At 69.1% G+C, this 14,930-nt stretch carries 13 protein-coding genes and 1 pseudogene; 5 read left to right on the top strand and 9 right to left on the bottom strand.

All coding sequences use genetic code 11. The features are described 5' to 3' along the window. Positions 1-37 precede the first annotated feature (37 nt). A complete protein-coding gene (locus ACIA75_RS22050) occupies positions 38-751 on the bottom strand; it encodes a dienelactone hydrolase family protein (RefSeq protein ID WP_397107976.1) in 714 nt (237 codons plus the stop codon). Between the two features lie 240 nt (positions 752-991). Between ACIA75_RS22050 and ACIA75_RS22045 the strand changes: the two genes are divergently transcribed. Next, positions 992-1,570 carry a sugar O-acetyltransferase gene (locus tag ACIA75_RS22045; RefSeq protein ID WP_397106858.1) on the top strand — a complete coding sequence of 193 codons (579 nt, stop codon included), beginning with the start codon at positions 992-994 and terminating at the stop codon, positions 1,568-1,570. A gap of 49 nt (positions 1,571-1,619) precedes the next feature. On the opposite strand, the gene ACIA75_RS22040 is transcribed toward ACIA75_RS22045, so the two are convergent. The 4 genes and pseudogenes from ACIA75_RS22040 to ACIA75_RS22025 all read right to left on the bottom strand — a co-directional run bounded on the left by ACIA75_RS22040 (position 1,620) and on the right by ACIA75_RS22025 (position 5,581). Then, positions 1,620-2,441, bottom strand: coding sequence for a YceI family protein (locus ACIA75_RS22040; protein WP_397106856.1), 822 nt, complete (start codon positions 2,439-2,441; stop codon positions 1,620-1,622). A 64-nt stretch (positions 2,442-2,505) separates the two neighbouring features. Next, positions 2,506-3,276 carry a collagen binding domain-containing protein gene (locus ACIA75_RS22035; protein ID WP_397107974.1) on the bottom strand — a complete coding sequence of 257 codons (771 nt, stop codon included), beginning with the start codon at positions 3,274-3,276 and terminating at the stop codon, positions 2,506-2,508. Positions 3,277-3,560: 284 nt separating this feature from the next. Continuing rightward, positions 3,561-5,055, bottom strand: a pseudogene (locus ACIA75_RS22030) (MDR family MFS transporter); the annotation flags it as partial. A 34-nt stretch (positions 5,056-5,089) separates the two neighbouring features. After that, positions 5,090-5,581, bottom strand: coding sequence for a MarR family winged helix-turn-helix transcriptional regulator (locus tag ACIA75_RS22025; protein WP_397106854.1), 492 nt, complete (start codon positions 5,579-5,581; stop codon positions 5,090-5,092). A 600-nt stretch (positions 5,582-6,181) separates the two neighbouring features. Here ACIA75_RS22025 and ACIA75_RS22020 point away from each other — a divergent pair. The 4 genes from ACIA75_RS22020 (at position 6,182) to ACIA75_RS22005 (ending at position 9,778) form a co-directional block, all read left to right on the top strand. Beyond that, on the top strand, positions 6,182-7,324 hold the full coding sequence (locus ACIA75_RS22020; RefSeq protein ID WP_397106852.1) for an NAD(P)-binding domain-containing protein: 1,143 nt from the start codon (positions 6,182-6,184) through the stop codon (positions 7,322-7,324). 61 nt (positions 7,325-7,385) lie between these two features. After that, on the top strand, positions 7,386-8,054 hold the full coding sequence (locus ACIA75_RS22015) for a YdcF family protein (RefSeq protein WP_397106850.1): 669 nt from the start codon (positions 7,386-7,388) through the stop codon (positions 8,052-8,054). 165 nt (positions 8,055-8,219) lie between these two features. Continuing rightward, on the top strand, positions 8,220-8,564 hold the full coding sequence (locus tag ACIA75_RS22010) for a YciI family protein (RefSeq protein ID WP_397106848.1): 345 nt from the start codon (positions 8,220-8,222) through the stop codon (positions 8,562-8,564). Further along, the gene (locus ACIA75_RS22005; protein WP_397106846.1) at positions 8,561-9,778 is read left to right on the top strand and encodes an RNA polymerase sigma factor; all 1,218 of its coding nucleotides are present in this window, start codon (positions 8,561-8,563) and stop codon (positions 9,776-9,778) included. The genes ACIA75_RS22010 and ACIA75_RS22005 overlap by 4 nt, the downstream gene beginning before the upstream one ends. Before the next feature lie 15 nt (positions 9,779-9,793). Here the strand turns inward: ACIA75_RS22005 and fadD11 are convergent, their stop codons facing one another. Genes fadD11 through ACIA75_RS21985 form a run of 4 tightly spaced genes read right to left on the bottom strand, consistent with a single transcriptional unit; the run spans position 9,794 to position 14,919 of the window. After that, a complete protein-coding gene (gene fadD11 / locus ACIA75_RS22000; RefSeq protein ID WP_397107972.1) occupies positions 9,794-11,620 on the bottom strand; it encodes a fatty acid--CoA ligase FadD11 in 1,827 nt (608 codons plus the stop codon). A 40-nt stretch (positions 11,621-11,660) separates the two neighbouring features. Next, on the bottom strand, positions 11,661-12,596 hold the full coding sequence (locus ACIA75_RS21995; RefSeq protein WP_397106844.1) for an alpha/beta hydrolase: 936 nt from the start codon (positions 12,594-12,596) through the stop codon (positions 11,661-11,663). Beyond that, on the bottom strand, positions 12,593-13,468 hold the full coding sequence (locus tag ACIA75_RS21990) for a short-chain dehydrogenase/reductase (RefSeq protein ID WP_397106842.1): 876 nt from the start codon (positions 13,466-13,468) through the stop codon (positions 12,593-12,595). The genes ACIA75_RS21995 and ACIA75_RS21990 overlap by 4 nt, the downstream gene beginning before the upstream one ends. After that, positions 13,465-14,919, bottom strand: a complete 1,455-nt coding sequence (locus ACIA75_RS21985; RefSeq protein WP_397106840.1) for a flavin-containing monooxygenase — start codon at positions 14,917-14,919, stop codon at positions 13,465-13,467. The genes ACIA75_RS21990 and ACIA75_RS21985 overlap by 4 nt, the downstream gene beginning before the upstream one ends. Between the last annotated feature and the right edge of the window lie 11 nt (positions 14,920-14,930).

The following is a 14,930-nucleotide window of genomic DNA, read 5'->3' as shown; positions in this document are numbered from 1 at the left end:
TTGATGTTCGGGGCGATGATGATGATGTAGTGCCCGTTCACGAACCGGTTTCGGACTCTTTCAGATGTTCGTCGAAGAAGGCCGTGATCCGCCGCCAGGCGTCCTCGGCCTCCGGTTCGGAGTAGGCGAGTCCCGCGGTGCGCTCCACCACCCGCAGCGGCCCGGGCGTGGGCCATTTGTTCATGAACGAATGCGCCACCCCCGGATACTCGCGCACATCATGGGGGACGCCACCGTCGGTCAGGATCTGTTCGAGCTGCGCGGCGGCGCCGGGGAGCATCCGGTCGCGTGCCCCGTAACTGGCCACCGTCGGGCACGCGTTCCGCAACTCGTCCAGACCTCGCGGCGCGACCCCGTAATTCGGAGCGGTCGCGTCGAAGACCCCGCGCGGCGCCAGCAACAGGCAGAAGCCCCCACCCATACAGAAACCGGCCGAAGCTACCCGGCCGGTGCACCGCTCGTCGGCGGCCAGATGATCGCGGGCGGCCACGAGATCGTCGACGGCATCACCGCGCGCCTCGGCGAGGGACCGCAACGTCCGCACCACACAGCCGACCCGGCTTCCCCGCCGGTACAGAGCCGGGGCGAGAGTCAGATAGCCGTGCGATGCGAAACGGTCCGAGATGCGGCGGATATCGCTCGACAACCCGAACGCATCGTGGACGACCACCACGGCCGGCCAGGGCCCGCCGGATCCGGGCACCGCGAGGTAGCCGGGCAGCGGACCGCGCGGCGCGGGGAATTCGATCATGGGCACGGGCGCGCTCCTCGATGACGGTTCGCCGACGATATCCGATGGTCGCACAGACCGTGCCGAGGTGCGCGGTGGTCGGCCCGCCGAGGTGGCGCGGCGGGCATTGCCTCCGACGAGGCCGAGGACGAGGGCGGCGATATTCCAGACGTCGTCTTCGACCCGATGGTGGCGGCCTTCCCGTTCCGGGCGACGTGGGCAGACCCCGGTGCCGGCGCGCACGGCGATTATCCTCGACGGATGGCGGACGAGAGGTCGATGCGGGAACGGATGCTCGCCGGGGACCTGTACCTGGCCGACGATCCGGAGCTCCGCGCACTGAGCCTGCGGGCGATGGAGCTGACGGATGAGTACAACGCGACCCCCGCCCGGGAGTCGGTGCGCCGGCGTGAACTCTTGGTCGAGTTGCTCGGTTCGGTGGGGGAGGACGTCGATATACGCCCGCCGCTGCGGGTGGACTACGGCGGCGGGATCACGATCGGGGCGGGCAGTTTCGCCAATTTCGGGCTCGTCGCTCTCGACGTCGCGGCGATCTCGATCGGTGCGGATGTCCAGATCGGGCCCGCCGTGCAGCTGCTGACGCCCACCCATCCGCTGGACCCGGAGCTGCGCCGCGCGAAATGGGAGGCCGCCGAGCCGATCACGATCGGCGACAATGTGTGGCTCGGCGGCGGCGTCATCGTCCTCGGCGGAGTCTCGATCGGGGACAATACGGTGGTGGGCGCCGGTGCCGTGGTCACTCGCGACCTGCCCGCGAACGTTGTCGCGGTGGGTAATCCCGCCCGGGTGATCCGCGCGCTCGAACCCGCCCGGGACTGATCGGGCCGGCCCGCGCGATGCGCAGGCCGGCCCGATCCACCACTGCGAGCTACATCTGGGGCAGCTGCTCGCCCTGGACCACCTGGATATCCAGGTCGAGCTTCACCGTGGTGCCGACGGCGGCCACGCCCGCGCGCACCATCGCGTTGTAGTCGATCGCGAAATCGTCGCGGCGCAGCACAGTTTCGGCATGGAAGGCGGCTCGCACACCGCCCCACGGGTCCGGTCCGAAGCCGCCGTAGGTGACGTCGAGGTCGACGGGCCGGCGCTGTCCGTGCAGGTTCAGCTCGCCCGACATCACCCAGGTATCACTACCGGTGCGGCGTAATCCGTTGCCCGTGTACGAGATCAGCGGGTAGCGCTCGGAGTCGAGGAAATCGGCCGAGCGCAGGTGGTCGTCGCGCATCCCGATACCGGTATCGATGGAGGACGCTTTGATCTCGGCGTACCCGCGTGAGCGTTCGAACGGTTCGGCGATATCGATCCGGCCGCCGATCTCGGCGAACCGGGCCTTGATACTCGAGATGCCGAGGTGGCGGGCGGTGGCGATCACCGTCGAATGCACCGGGTCGATCGTCCACGGTCCCGACAGCGGCAGCGCGACCGATTCCGGCACGGCGACGAGCGTGATATCGCCGAGCGAACCGGTTCCCGTGGCCGAGACCTGGGCGGTCCGGGCCAGCGGCTGGTACCCCGGCGCGGTGAGCACCGCGGTGTGCAGGCCCGGCGGCAGGGCCCCGGTGGCCGCGGTCCCGGTTCCGTCGGCGACCGCGCGCCCGATCTGGCGTCCGGTGCTGTCGGTCACGGTCAGTACCGCCTCCGGTACCGGCCAGTTGTCGGCGTTGCGAATACGAGCGGTCAGCCCGGTCATGAGCGCTCCTTCCCAAGCGTTGCATCCGGTCGGCGGAGCCCGGGGCGCAGGCGTAGTGACCGCATCATGAGATTTCCTCGGTTCCATAGCCGAGCCGTACGTCGAAGCCTGCTTCCGCACCGGTCACCGAGACCTGCCCGGTGATCGGCGGGTAGCCGCGGGCGACAACCGTGTACTGCCCTTCGGGCAGATCGGTCACGACGTAGCGGCCGTTTTCGTCGGTTCGTACCGTGGCGTTCACCTCGCCCGCGGCGTCGAGCACGGTGATCTGCACATCTTCCAGCAGGCGTCCGCTCTCGGTCCGGGCCGATCCGGTGAGTACGGCCATCGGCGCCAGGTCGATATCGTGGCGCAGCAGGCCGCTGTCCGGAACGGTCAGGGCGGTGGCGCTGGGTCGCATATGGTCGGCGACGGCGACCAGCGTGTAGCTGCCCGGGGCCACGCCGTGACACACATAGGCGCCGTTGCCGTCGGATGCGGCGGTTGCCACGACCTCGCCGCGCTGATCGGTCACCGTCACGGTGGCACCGGCCAGCGGTTCCCCGGTGGGGGCGCGGCGGACGGTGCCCGATAGTTCGCCGAGACCGTTGAGAGTGAGGTCGGCGCGGACGGGATGGTCGGTGACGGTCACGTTGACCGCGGTGGGTCCGTGCCCGGCCGCGGATGCGATGAGCACATAGTTCCCGGACCCGGGTGCGGTGATCGAATAGCCGCCGTCGCCGGACCCGATCGCCCGGGCGACCTGCTGTCCGCGCTGGTCGATCAGGGTGAGCGCGGCGCCGGGCACCGGCCGGCCGTCTTCCCGCGTGATGCGGCCGTCGACCGCCGCCCGCATGGGTTCGCCCGCGGCGAATCCGGCGACCGGCAGGGTCTTGGCCGTGGCGGCCGCATACGTGCCGTGCCCGTTCTGTGCGACCGGGACAGGTCCGGCTGCCGCGCCGACGGCCACCGGCGTCCGTTCCGGCTGCGGTGCCGCATCCTGATCCGCCACGTCCGCGGTGGTGCGGGCGCCCGGCTCGGCCACGGCGTAGGCCGCGGTGTTGTCGAGTTCGGCGAGATCGTCGGGGATCTCGGTCTTCGGGTCCATATCGGTGGCGGCGGCAGGATCGGCCGGCGGTTCGATATCGATCGTGCGCCGCAGCGGACGGTTCGGGAGCAGGACCGCGGCGAGGAATGCCACCACGGTGGCGGCTGCCGCGATCAGGAAGATCCGGCCGGTGGCGTCACCGTAGGCAAATCGCACGATTTCGGCGATGGGGGCAGGCAGGGCGCCGATATCCAGGTTGCCGCTACCGGACGAGGTGGTGTTGATACCGAGTTCGGCGAAGCGGGTCGTGGACAGATCGCTGACCCGGGTGGCCAGGACCGAGCCCAGGACCGAGACCCCGATGGCGCCGCCGAAGGTGCGGAAGAACGCGACGCTGCTGGAGGCGGCGCCGATATTGTGCACGCTGACGGTGTTCTGCACGGCCAGCACCAGGTTCTGCATCATCATGCCGACACCCGCGCCGGTGATGGTGATGAAGGTGCCGATGAGCCACATATTGGTGGCATGGTCGACGGTGGAGAGCAGTGAGAAGCCGATGACCAGCAGGGCCGCGCCGGAGACGACGAACGGCTTCCATTTGCCGAACCGGGTGATCAGTGCGCCGGAGGTCACCGAGGCGACCAGCATTCCGCCGACCATCGGGGCGGACAGCAGGCCGGCGGCGGTGGGGGAGTAGCCGCGGGCGGTCTGGAAGTACTGGCCGAGGAAGGTGGTGGCGCCGAACATACCCACACCGACGGCGATCGAGGCGATGATGGCCAGGGCGGTCGTGCGTTCGGTGACGATCTTCAGCGGGATGACGGGATTCTTCACCTTGGCCTCGACCAGCACCGTAGCGAGCAGCAGCAGCACGCCGCCGCCGACGTAGAGCGCGGATTCGGTGGAGAACCACTCGTAGTAGCCGGCCTTACCCGCGAACGAGACCCAGATCAGCAGCACCGAGACGCCCGCGGTGAGCAGGGTGGCCCCCAGCCAGTCGATGGAGACGTCGTCCTTGCGAACGGTGGGCAGTTTGAGCGTGCGCTGCAGCAGGAACAGGGCGATCACGGCGAGCGGGATGCAGATGTAGAAGCACCAGCGCCAGCCCAGCGCGCTGTCGACGATCACGCCGCCGAGGATCGGCCCGCCGGTCATGGACACCGCCATGACCGCGCCCATGTAACCGGAGTAGCGGCCCCGTTCGCGCGGCGGAACGATACTGCCGATGATGGCGACCACGAGTGCGGTGAGCCCGCCCATACCGACACCCTGGAGGGCGCGCGCGGCAAGCAGCAGGCCGACGTTGTGGGCGAGGCCGGCGATCACCGATCCGACGACGAAGATGACGATGGCCGTCTGGACCAGCGTCTTCTTGTTGAACAGGTCGGCGAGTTTGCCCCAGATAGGGGTGGAGGCGGCGTTGGTGAGCAGGGCCGTGGTGATGACCCAGGCGTACGCCGTCTGCGACGCCTCGAGATCGGCGATGATGGTGGGCAGGGCGTTGGCGACGATGGTGGTGCTGAGCAGCGCGGTGAACAACGCGGCCAGCAGTCCGGTCATCGCTTCGAGGATCTGGCGATGGCTCATGGCGAGCGGATCGCGGGAGGCTTTCGCCTCGGTGTCAGACATCGTTTCTCTCTTTCGAAATCTGCGCATCCTCGCTCGTCGCGGCGCAGCGAGAGCGAGCGTTGAGGGAATTACGGAGTCGCTGCACGGCCAGGAATGCCTGTTCGGCGTCTTCCTCGGACCAGTCGTCCAGGGTTTCCTGCAAGTGCCGGGTGTGGATTTCCCGCGCCCGGTTCAGGAGATCCCGGCCGTCGCTGGTGAGCTGTACCAGCGCGGCGCGACCGTCGCTGGGGTCGGCGCGGCGGCTGATATAGCCACCGCTGACCAGCTCGGTGATATGCCGGCTCAGCGCCGACTGGGTGATGCGCATATCGGCGGCGAGGTCGACCTGCCGGCAGGGGCCGGCGGCATCGAGTGTGGTGAGGACGCCGAGCCCGCCGGGGGGTAGCTGACCTGCGTCGGTGAAGAACAGGGCGCTGCGGAGGGCTCGGCCGATATGGAACATCTCACCGAGGAGGTTTCTCGCGGTGTCGGATGAGATGGGCACTGTGACTCCAAGAGGTGAATAGTTTCTTTCGCTAATCAACTTTAAAGCAGTTGCTTTCGCTAATCAACTAATGACGCGCCGGAACGAGCAGGATGTGGTGTGGTGTTGTGCACAGTGGGTGGCGGGAAGGACCGCCGGCAACCCCCGCGAAGAAATGCGGGCTTCGAAGAGAGAAGAGTAGTACGGCGCCCGGGCCGGCCGATCGCCGGGGGTGCCGCGGGGGAGGGCGCCCGGTCAACCGGCCGATCCGGTCGCGCAATTCTCGCGTGGACGCGAATCCCCTTGTGTCCCCGCAATTCTGGACATTCGGGACTATTCGGTCCGGTGCGGACGGTGATCCCGGCGCCGGATCGCGTCGGCCCGCGGACCGAACAGCGCGCCGGTGGCCGGGCACCGGCAGCCGATCCCGGCCTGCCGGGCCTCGGCCAGTGCGCGGCGGGCAGCGGCCGAGTCGCTGCGCGCTCGTATCCGGATCTACGCGCTGAGCCACGAATCCGCGAGCCGTGCTCGGGAGTCGTCGAGCGCAGCGGCTGATCGGATCGGCGCACTGGGGAACCGGGCCGGGTGCGGTCCCACCGGCCCGGACTAACATCGGCGATCATGATGCCCGAGGCGGCGGATCCGGTACGGCCGGACTTCCAGATCCTGGTGATCGGCGCCGGGCAGTCCGGGTTGTCGGCCGCGTATCACCTGCGCCGCCGCGGGCTGGTGCCCGGTCGCGATTTCCTCGTCGTCGATCATGCTCCCGGGCCCGGCGGCGCATGGCAGTTCCGGTGGCCGTCGCTGACCTTGAGCACCGTCAACCGGGTCCACGATCTGCCGGGTATGTCGTTCACCGAGAACCTGCCGCCTGCGGTCGCCGGTAGCGACGGTGCCGAGATTCCGGCCGCGACGGCGGTGCCGTTTTACTACGGGCGCTACGAGGAGCATTTCGAGTTGCGCGTGCGCAGACCCGTGACCGTGCGGGTGGTCTGCGATCGTCACGAGCGCGACGGTCTGCTGCACGCCGAAACCGACAACGCCGGGACGCTCCGGGTCAGGGGGCTGATCAACGGCACCGGGACCTGGGAACATCCCTTCGTACCGCACTACCGTGGCGCCGAAGTCTTCGCCGGTCGGCAGTTGCACACCCGCGACTACGGGAATGCCGAGGAGTTCGCCGGACAGCACGTCGTGGTGGTCGGGGGCGGGATCTCCGCGGTGCAGTTGCTCGACGAGATCTCCCGGGTGACGACCACCACCTGGGTGACCCGATCCGAACCGGCGTTCCGGGAGACCCCGTTCGACCCGGATGCGGGCCGTCGCGCGGTGGCGGTCGTGGAAGACCGGGTGCGTCACGGGCTGCCGCCGGGCTCGGTGGTCTCGGTGACCGGCCTGCCGTTGACCGACCGGCTGCGTGCGGCCCGTGAGCGCGGCGTCCTGCACCGGCTGCCGATGTTCGACCATATCGAGACCGACGGCGTGCGCTGGGCCGACGGACGTTTCCAGCCCGCCCAGGTGATTCTGTGGGCCACCGGTTTCCGCAGTGCCCTGGACCACCTGGCGCCGTTGCGGTTACGCGGACCCGGCGGCGGTATCACCATGACCGGCCGATCGGCGACACAGGTCGCGGGCGATCCGCGGATCCATCTGATCGGTTACGGCCCGTCGGCCAGCACCATCGGCGCGAACCGGGCGGGCCGGATCGCGGCGGCCGAACTCACCTCCCATCTGGGAGCGGAGCGGGGAACCCGCCGAAACTAGGCTGCGCGGACAGTGGTCGCCTCCTCGGCCGATCGGCTCCGTCCTGCTATTTTCGACCGCTGTGAACGTATCGCGGATCCTGCTGCTGTCCGGAGTGGTGGCGCTGCTGTGGGGCGAATACGAGAACTGGCGTTCGTCGCACACCCTGGTCGGTTCGCCGGCGGGAACGGAGGAAGTGATCGTCGTGCTCGGCTGCCGTAATTCGGGGTCGAAGGCGAACATACTCAACCGCTGGCGGGTGCGTGCCGGGTTGCGCTCCCGGGGCCGGAACATGGCCGGTAGCCGGATCGTGTTCTGCGGCGGCGCGGTCGGCGGTCCGATCAGCGAGGCCGAGCTCATGGCGGAGTATGCGCACACCTGCGGCTACCGCGGACCGGTCGTTCTCGAAACCGGTTCGCGCACAACGTGGGAGAACATCGAGGCCGTTATCCCGTTGATCGAGGATGCGGATCCGATAAAGATCGTGTCCAACCCGATGCACGCGGAGCAGGCACGTAGCTATCTGGTCCGGATGCGGCCGGATCTCGCCGTCCGCCTGGCGCGCGGGGCCGACTACCGATTCGGCGAATGGATGATCGCGAAACCGGTATTCGCCGTCTTCGGCCGCCGGCGCCGGGCTACCGGCCGGCACCGGAGGAAAGGGCCGTTCGCGCAACCCGGCGGACCGGCCCGCGGGGTCCGCGTCGGTGACGTAGGCCGCCGCGCCTCGGTCTTCCCGAGCTCCACCTGACCGGACTCGTGGACGGAGTACACCGAGGTGAAGCAGAAGTCGGCGGCCACTGGTCGACCGGGGATATACATCCGGGAAGACCGGAGCGCGATCCGGGATCCTGTCGGTCGTGATGTCGGATATGCGGGCCCGCCGATCGTCTACTGGGTGAGGAGGTGTTCGAGCATGAAATACGTGCTGATGTTCTGTGAAACCGAGGAGTGGGAGAAGGCGTGGGACGCCATGGACGAGTCCGCGCGTGAAGCGGGAGTCGGCCGGGTCCGGGCCTGGCTGGCCGAGCACAGTGACAAGATCCTGCACAATCGCAAACTCACCGGCGGCGAGACCGCCACCACGGTCCGGCTCGACGGCGACCGCGGGCCCATCATCACCGACGGGCCGTTCGTCGAGGGGAAGGAGATCGTCAGCGGCTATGTCGAGGCGGAGGTCGCCGACCTGGACGAGGCGATTGCCATGGCCCGGACCTGGCCGGGCTGTCCGCTGGTGGAGATCCGCCCGGTCCTGATGTGACCGGCACCGACCCCGGCCGGGTACTCGCCGAGGTGCTCCGCGAGCACGGCAGCCGGCTGGCGTCGTCGCTGGTGGTGTTGCTCGGCGACTTCGCCGCCGCGGAGGACTTGGTGTCCGATGCGGTGGAGAAGGCATTGCGTACCTGGCCCCGGGACGGAGTCCCGGACAATCCGCAGGCGTGGCTGTTCACCGTCGCCCGGCGCCGCGGCCTGGACCTGCTGCGCCGGGAAGCCAACTATCGCGACAAGCTCCGGCAGTTGCGGTGGCCGGTCCGGGCGGAAACCGACGACCGGCTGCGGCTGATGTTCCTCTGCTGCCATCCGGCGCTCTCCCGCGAAGCCCAGGTGGCGTTGACCCTGCGCATGGTGTGCGGACTGGACACCGCGCAGCTGGCCAAGGCCTTCCTGGTATCGGAAAGCGCTGTGGCACAGCGGATCACCCGGGCCAAGCGGAAGATATCGCAGGCCGGTATCCCGTTCCGGACACCGTCGGACGATGAGCTCGCCGAACGTCTCGACGAGGTTCTCGCGGTCATCTATCTGTTGTTCAACGAGGGATATCTGGCAACCGGGGTGGCCGGCGATCTCGATCTGGCCGCCGATGCCGAATGGCTGACGGCGCTGCTCGATCGGCTGCTGCCCGGTGAGCCGGAGGTGATGGGCCTGCTGGCGCTGATCCGGTTGCATCGTGCGCGGGCGCCGGCCCGGTTCGACGGTGCGGGTCGTATCGTGCTGCTCCGGGACCAGGATCGTTCGCGCTGGGATCACGCCCTGATCGATCGGGCGACCGAGCTGCTGGTCTCGGCCGGCCGGATGCGGCGCCCGGGCCCGTACCAGGTGCAGGCGGCGATCGTCGCCTGCCATGTCGAGGCGCCGGAGTGGGCCGCTACCGACTGGCCGCAGATCGTCGTCCTCTACGAGCTGCTGTCGGCGATGACCCCGTCGCCGGTGATCCGGCTGCACCAGGCCATCGCCCGGGCGCAGCTGGAGGGGCCGGAAACGGCGCTGGCCACTGTCGACGAGCTCAGCGGACGGCTCGCCGGCTATCACCTCCTGCACGCCACCCGCGCCGAACTGCTCCGGCAGCTCGGCCGGGCCGGCGAAGCGGCCGACGCCGATCGGCGCGCGCTGGCGCTGACCCGTAATCCGGCCGAACAAGCCCTGCTGGAACAACGCCTGCACCGCGATCCGGCGCCGGCGTCACACTATCGGTGAGAAATACTGTGAACGTCATCGATTCACCGCCGCACCCTCGCGGCGGGGCTCGCGGACCTCGGCGGGTGGGTCGGCGCGGTAGAGGTCCTCGATCCGGGACGCGTATTTTTCCGCCACGGCTTTGCGTTTGAGCTTCATGGTGAGTGTGACCTCGTCGCCGCCGGCTTCCCAGAAGACCGGCAGGACGGTGAAGCGTTTGATCTGTTCGACGCGGGACAGGTGCGCATTCCCGGCAGCGATGCCTGCTTCGATGGCCGCCAGCACCGAGGGTTCGGTGGCGAGGGCGGCGGGTGCGGCGTCGGGGAGTCCGTGCTGTTCGGCGTAGGGCCCGGCTGCTTCGGCGTCCAGGACGATCAGCGCGGTGTTGTACGGGCGCCCGTCGCCGATCACGGCCATGGCGCCGATGAGGGGTGTGGCCGCCTTGACGGTGTTCTCGATATGCGTCGGCGACATGTTCTTACCGGACGCGTTGATGATGATTTCCTTCTTGCGGTCGACGACGGTGAGGTAGCCGTCCTCGTCGACGGTCACGATATCGCCGGTGTGCAGCCAGCCGTCGGCATCGATCGCCTCGGCGGTCTTCTCGGGGAGGCCACGATAGCCGCGCATCACCAGCGGGCCGCGGACCTGGAGCTCGCCGTCGGGAGCAGTGCGGGATTCCATGCCCGGCAGCAGTGTCCCGACCGTGCCGAGCCGGACCTCGCGGGGGTGGCTGACGCTGCAGATACAGGACAGTTCCGACATCCCCCAGATCTCGGTGATCGGTACGCCGAGCCCGGCGAAGAAGGCCAGGGTTGCGGGTGGGATGGGGGCGGCGCCCGAAAGGGCCCAGCGCATCCGGTCGAAGCCGAGAGCTTTCCGCAGCCCGCGCAGGACGAGTTCGTCGGCGCGCTGCCACTCGGTGGCCAGGTCGGCGGGCAGCGGACGACCCGACAGCGCGTACTCACCGCGGGTGGCAGCCATCGAGAGCGCCCATTGTCCGGCCGCCCGCCGGGTGTCGTCGGGCTCGGCGGCGACCTTGAATTCGATGGCGGCCCGGATCTTCTCCCAGACCCGGGGCACCGCGCCCCAGATGGTGGGGTGGAGATCGGCGAGGGCGGGGGCGATCTGTTTCGGGTCCGCCACACAGGTCACCTGGATGCCGAGCACCTCCTGGGTGTACAGGGCGGTGAGCCGGTCGGCGATATGGGCGGACGGCATGAACGAGGTGATGGTGTCGCCGAATTCGATGCCGAGGACCTCGGCGATGCCGTACACCTGGAACAGCAGGTTGGCGTGGGTGGTCTCCACGCCTTTCGGGGCGCCGGTGGTACCGGAGGTGTAGATCAGGGTCGCCACATCGCCGGCGCGGACAGCCTGCCATGTCGCGTCGAAATCGAAATCCGCGCGGCCGATGGTGATCAAGCCGGCGACCGGCAGGGTCCCCGGTGGGGCGTCGTCGAGACAGACGATGTGTTGGATGTCGACCCCGCAGTCCCGCAGTCGCGGCACATACTGGGGTTCGCAGATCACCACGCGGGCACCGGCGTTACCGAGAACGTAACCCAGCTGGTCGGCGGGCAGGGTGTTGTAGACCGAGAAGGAGGTCGCGCCGAGGTGCTGGGCAGCCACCTCTAGCGGGTAGAAATCGAGGCGGTTGCCCATCATCAGCGCGACGGTGTCTCCCCGGGCGACGCCGAGCGCGGCGAGTCCGGCGGCGAAACCGCGCACCTGGCGCGCGTACTCGCCCCAGGTCAGGGTGTGCGTATCGCCGGGGGTGCGGAGCGCGATCGCGGCCGGCTTCACCGCGGCGGTGTGCTGGAATGCGGCGGGCAGGGTGTCGAAACGAACTGTGCTCAACAGAGGAGCCTTTCCGGGTCACACCGCGGCCGCGGCAGGATCATCAGACCGCGGCAGCGGCGGAATCGAGAACAGCGGATACGAAGCGGGCGGCGGAGCGGTAGGCGAACCGCGTTTCGGGAACCAGGGCGGGCAGGAGCTGGAAGGCGTGCATCTGGTCGCGCCAGACCTGCAGCTCGCAGACGCCGCCGGTGGCGGCCCACCGTTCGGCGAGGGTGACAGCGTCGCCACCGAAGAACTCCGTATCGCTGGCATGGATCAGGGCCGGCGGCAGGGGTTTTCCGCGGACGGGTAGGAGTTCGAACGGATCGGGGGTGAAATGGGTGACCGCGCGGCGGGACAGCCCGGCCGACAGCAGGCCGTCCGCGCGGCCGCCGTCGTAACCTGTTGCCACCGCGAGGGTCAGGTCCGCCATCGGCGAGAAGAGCACCACGCCGCCCGGTGCCGGGGTACCGGTGCGGGTGCCAGTTATCACGAAATCGGCGGCGAGGAAACCGCCGGCGGAATCGCCCGCGACGATGATCCGGCCGGGCGAGTGCCCGTGGGCCATGAGCCACCGGAACGCCGCGGCGAGGTCCTGCGGGGCGGTGGGGTAGGGGTGTTCGGGCGCGAGGCGGTAGTCCAGGGTGAAGACCGGCAGCCGGGTCGCGGTGGAGAGGCGCGCCGCCACACCGCGATATCCCGCCGCGGATCCGGCGACGAACCCGCCGCCGTGTACGTACAGGACGACGGCGTCGTCGCGGGTGGCCCGCGGCCCGCGCACCCATTCACCGCGGACCCGGCCCTCGCGAACCGGTACGGCCGTGGTGCCGCGCAGGATGGGTGCGGCGGCGCGTAGCGCCCGGTCCAGCACGATGCGGGCGAGCGGCAGGGTGTGGGCGTTCACCGGTGCGGCGGCGATCAGGCGCCGGGCGGTGAGCGCGGATACCTGCCGGACGGTGCGGGCCTGCCACGAGCCCCGCGCCGCCGAGGGCGTCATCGGCGTTTCTCGATCGCGCGAACGATATCGTGCACCGCCGCATCCGCGGCCAGACGGCCGTCGAGAACAGTGTTGATCACGCCCCGGAACAGCGCGTAGGGCTGCCATCCGCTGGGTGCGATGGTGCGCGGTGCGCGCCGGGCGATCCCGTCGGCGATGGTGCGTGCGGCCTGCTCCGCCGTGATCCGCACGCTCAGCGGCCACGGCAGCAGATCGTTGATCCGGCGGCCGAGATCGTCGGCATCGAGCATGGCATGGGTCATCGGGGTCTCCACGAGACCGAAGTAGGCGATCCCGGCGGTGGCGCCGGAGGCAGCCAGTTCCACCCGCAGCGCCCGGCCGAGCTGTTCGACCGCGGCTTTGCTGATCATGTACGGCGAACCGCCCATACCCGGCGCGAACGCGGCACAGGAGGACACCACGACCACATGACCCCCGGTACGCACGATATGGTCGAGCGCCGGATGCACGGTATTGAACACACCGGTGAGGTTGATATTCAGCACCCGGTCGAAATCACCCGGTTCCATGGTGCGCAGCGTCGCCGGCACGGGGGTCACACCGGCGTTGGCCACGATGACATCCAGCCGGCCGAAGCGATCGGCGGCCTCGGCGATCACCTGCTCCATCCGCTCCCGGTCGGTGACGTCGGCGCCGATCCCGTGGGCCCGGGAGCCCAGTTCGTCCGCGGCGCGCCGGGCGGCGGTCGCGTCGATATCGACCGCCACGATCACCGCGCCGCGCCGGTGCAGGATCGTGACGAGTTCGCGGCCGATACCCTGGGCGGCGCCGGTGACCAGCACGACTTTGCCCCGCACGTCGTAGGCCGGCCCGGTGAGCCGGTCCAGGGCCGCGGGCAGTGGTGGTTTCATCGGGCCACCTCGTAGGATTCGGCGTCGAACTGCTTGGTGCGGCGGCGGTATTCGAAACTCCAGCTCGGGTAGAGCCCGGCGTTGTGTCCGTCCGGAGTGGTGTAGTAGCTCTGGCAGCCACCGGTCAGCCAGACCGTGTCGGCGCTGCGCCGGGCCATCTCCGCGAGGAAGGCGTCCTGGGTTTCCCGGCGGACCTCGACCCGGCGGGCGCCGCGGTCGCGCAGGGTGGTCAGGGCATCGACGATGTAAGCGATCTGCGATTCGAGCATGAAGATCGCGGACTGGTTACCGGCCGCGCCGAAGGGGCCGAGGGTGCAGAAGAAGTTCGGGAACCCGGCCATCGCGGTGCCCAGATAGGCCTGCGGCTCCTGGTGATAGAGGTCGGCGATCGAGAGATCGTCGCGCCCGATGATCCGTTCGAAGGCGGTGGGAATCGGGGTGAACCCGGTGCCGTAGATGATGGTGTCCACCGGGATTTCCACACCGTCCCGGGTGAGGATGGACCGCGGCCGGATCTCCGCGATTCCGGCGGTGACCACGTCGACATTGTTCTGGTCCAGGGCGGGCAGGTACGCGTCGGAGAAGATGGCGCGCTTACACCCGATGACGTAATCGGGGGTGGCCTTCCTGCGCAGCTCCGGGTCGCGGACCTGGCGCAGCAGTTGCAGCCGGCCGAGCATCTCGTACGGGTGCCGGAAACGATTGTCGACGAAGCCGACGAGCCCGAATCCTTCGATGAGGGTGTACCAGGTGCCGCGGATCGCCTTCTGCGCCAGCGGGATACGCCGCAGCAGCCGGCGTTCGAGGCCGAGGGTGGGCCGGTCCATCCGCGGCACGATCCAGGGCGCCGAGCGCTGGAACACCGTCAGCGCGGCGACCTTCGGCTGGATCTCGGGCACGAACTGGACCGCGGACGCCCCGGTCCCGATCACCGCGACGCGCTCACCGGTCAGGTCGTGGTCGTGGTCCCAGTGCAAGGAGTGGAAGGCGGTGCCCTCGAAGGTGTCGATACCGGGCAGGGCGGGGTACTTGGCCTCGGCGAACACACCGGCGGCGGAGACGAAGAAATCCGCGGTGAGCGCGCCGCGGGAGGTCTCGATATGCCACTGCGCCTGCTTCTCGTCCCAGCGCGCCCCGGTCAGTTCGGTGTTCAACCGGATATGGCGCACCACATCGTGGTCGGTGGCGACGCGGCGGAGGTACTCGAGAATTTCCCGTTGCCGCCCGTACATCCGCGACCAGTCCGGATTGGGCGCGAAGGAATAGCTGTACAGCTGCGACGGAACATCGCAGGCGCAGCCCGGGTAGGTATTGGCCTGCCAGGTACCGCCGAGGTCGGCGGCCCGCTCGAGCAGGACGATATCGTCGAAACCGGCCTGCCGCAGGGCGATCGCCAGCCCGATACCGCCGAACCCGGCCCCCATGACGACAATGCTGTGGTGCTCGCTCATCGAGTCTCCTT

This window comes from Nocardia sp. NPDC051750, assembly GCF_044453135.1.
GTDB lineage: Bacteria > Actinomycetota > Actinomycetes > Mycobacteriales > Mycobacteriaceae > Nocardia.
The sequence above is the reverse complement of the archived record's forward strand: the minus strand, read 5'-3'. Positions and strand labels throughout refer to the sequence as shown.

What these genes read in the sequence shown, in the direction of transcription:
- ACIA75_RS22010 (WP_397106848.1), top strand. Translation starts at nt 8,220, where the DNA reads ATGAAATACGTGCTGATGTTCTGTGAAACCGAGGAGTGGGAGAAGGCG.
- ACIA75_RS22045 (WP_397106858.1), top strand. Translation starts at nt 992, where the DNA reads ATGGCGGACGAGAGGTCGATGCGGGAACGGATGCTCGCCGGGGACCTG.
- ACIA75_RS21990 (WP_397106842.1), bottom strand. Translation starts at nt 13,468, where the DNA reads ATGAAACCACCACTGCCCGCGGCCCTGGACCGGCTCACCGGGCCGGCC.
- ACIA75_RS21995 (WP_397106844.1), bottom strand. Translation starts at nt 12,596, where the DNA reads ATGACGCCCTCGGCGGCGCGGGGCTCGTGGCAGGCCCGCACCGTCCGG.
- ACIA75_RS22040 (WP_397106856.1), bottom strand. Translation starts at nt 2,441, where the DNA reads ATGACCGGGCTGACCGCTCGTATTCGCAACGCCGACAACTGGCCGGTA.
- ACIA75_RS22035 (WP_397107974.1), bottom strand. Translation starts at nt 3,276, where the DNA reads ATGCGGGCGGCGGTCGACGGCCGCATCACGCGGGAAGACGGCCGGCCG.
- ACIA75_RS22050 (WP_397107976.1), bottom strand. Translation starts at nt 751, where the DNA reads ATGATCGAATTCCCCGCGCCGCGCGGTCCGCTGCCCGGCTACCTCGCG.
- ACIA75_RS21985 (WP_397106840.1), bottom strand. Translation starts at nt 14,919, where the DNA reads ATGAGCGAGCACCACAGCATTGTCGTCATGGGGGCCGGGTTCGGCGGT.
- ACIA75_RS22020 (WP_397106852.1), top strand. Translation starts at nt 6,182, where the DNA reads ATGATGCCCGAGGCGGCGGATCCGGTACGGCCGGACTTCCAGATCCTG.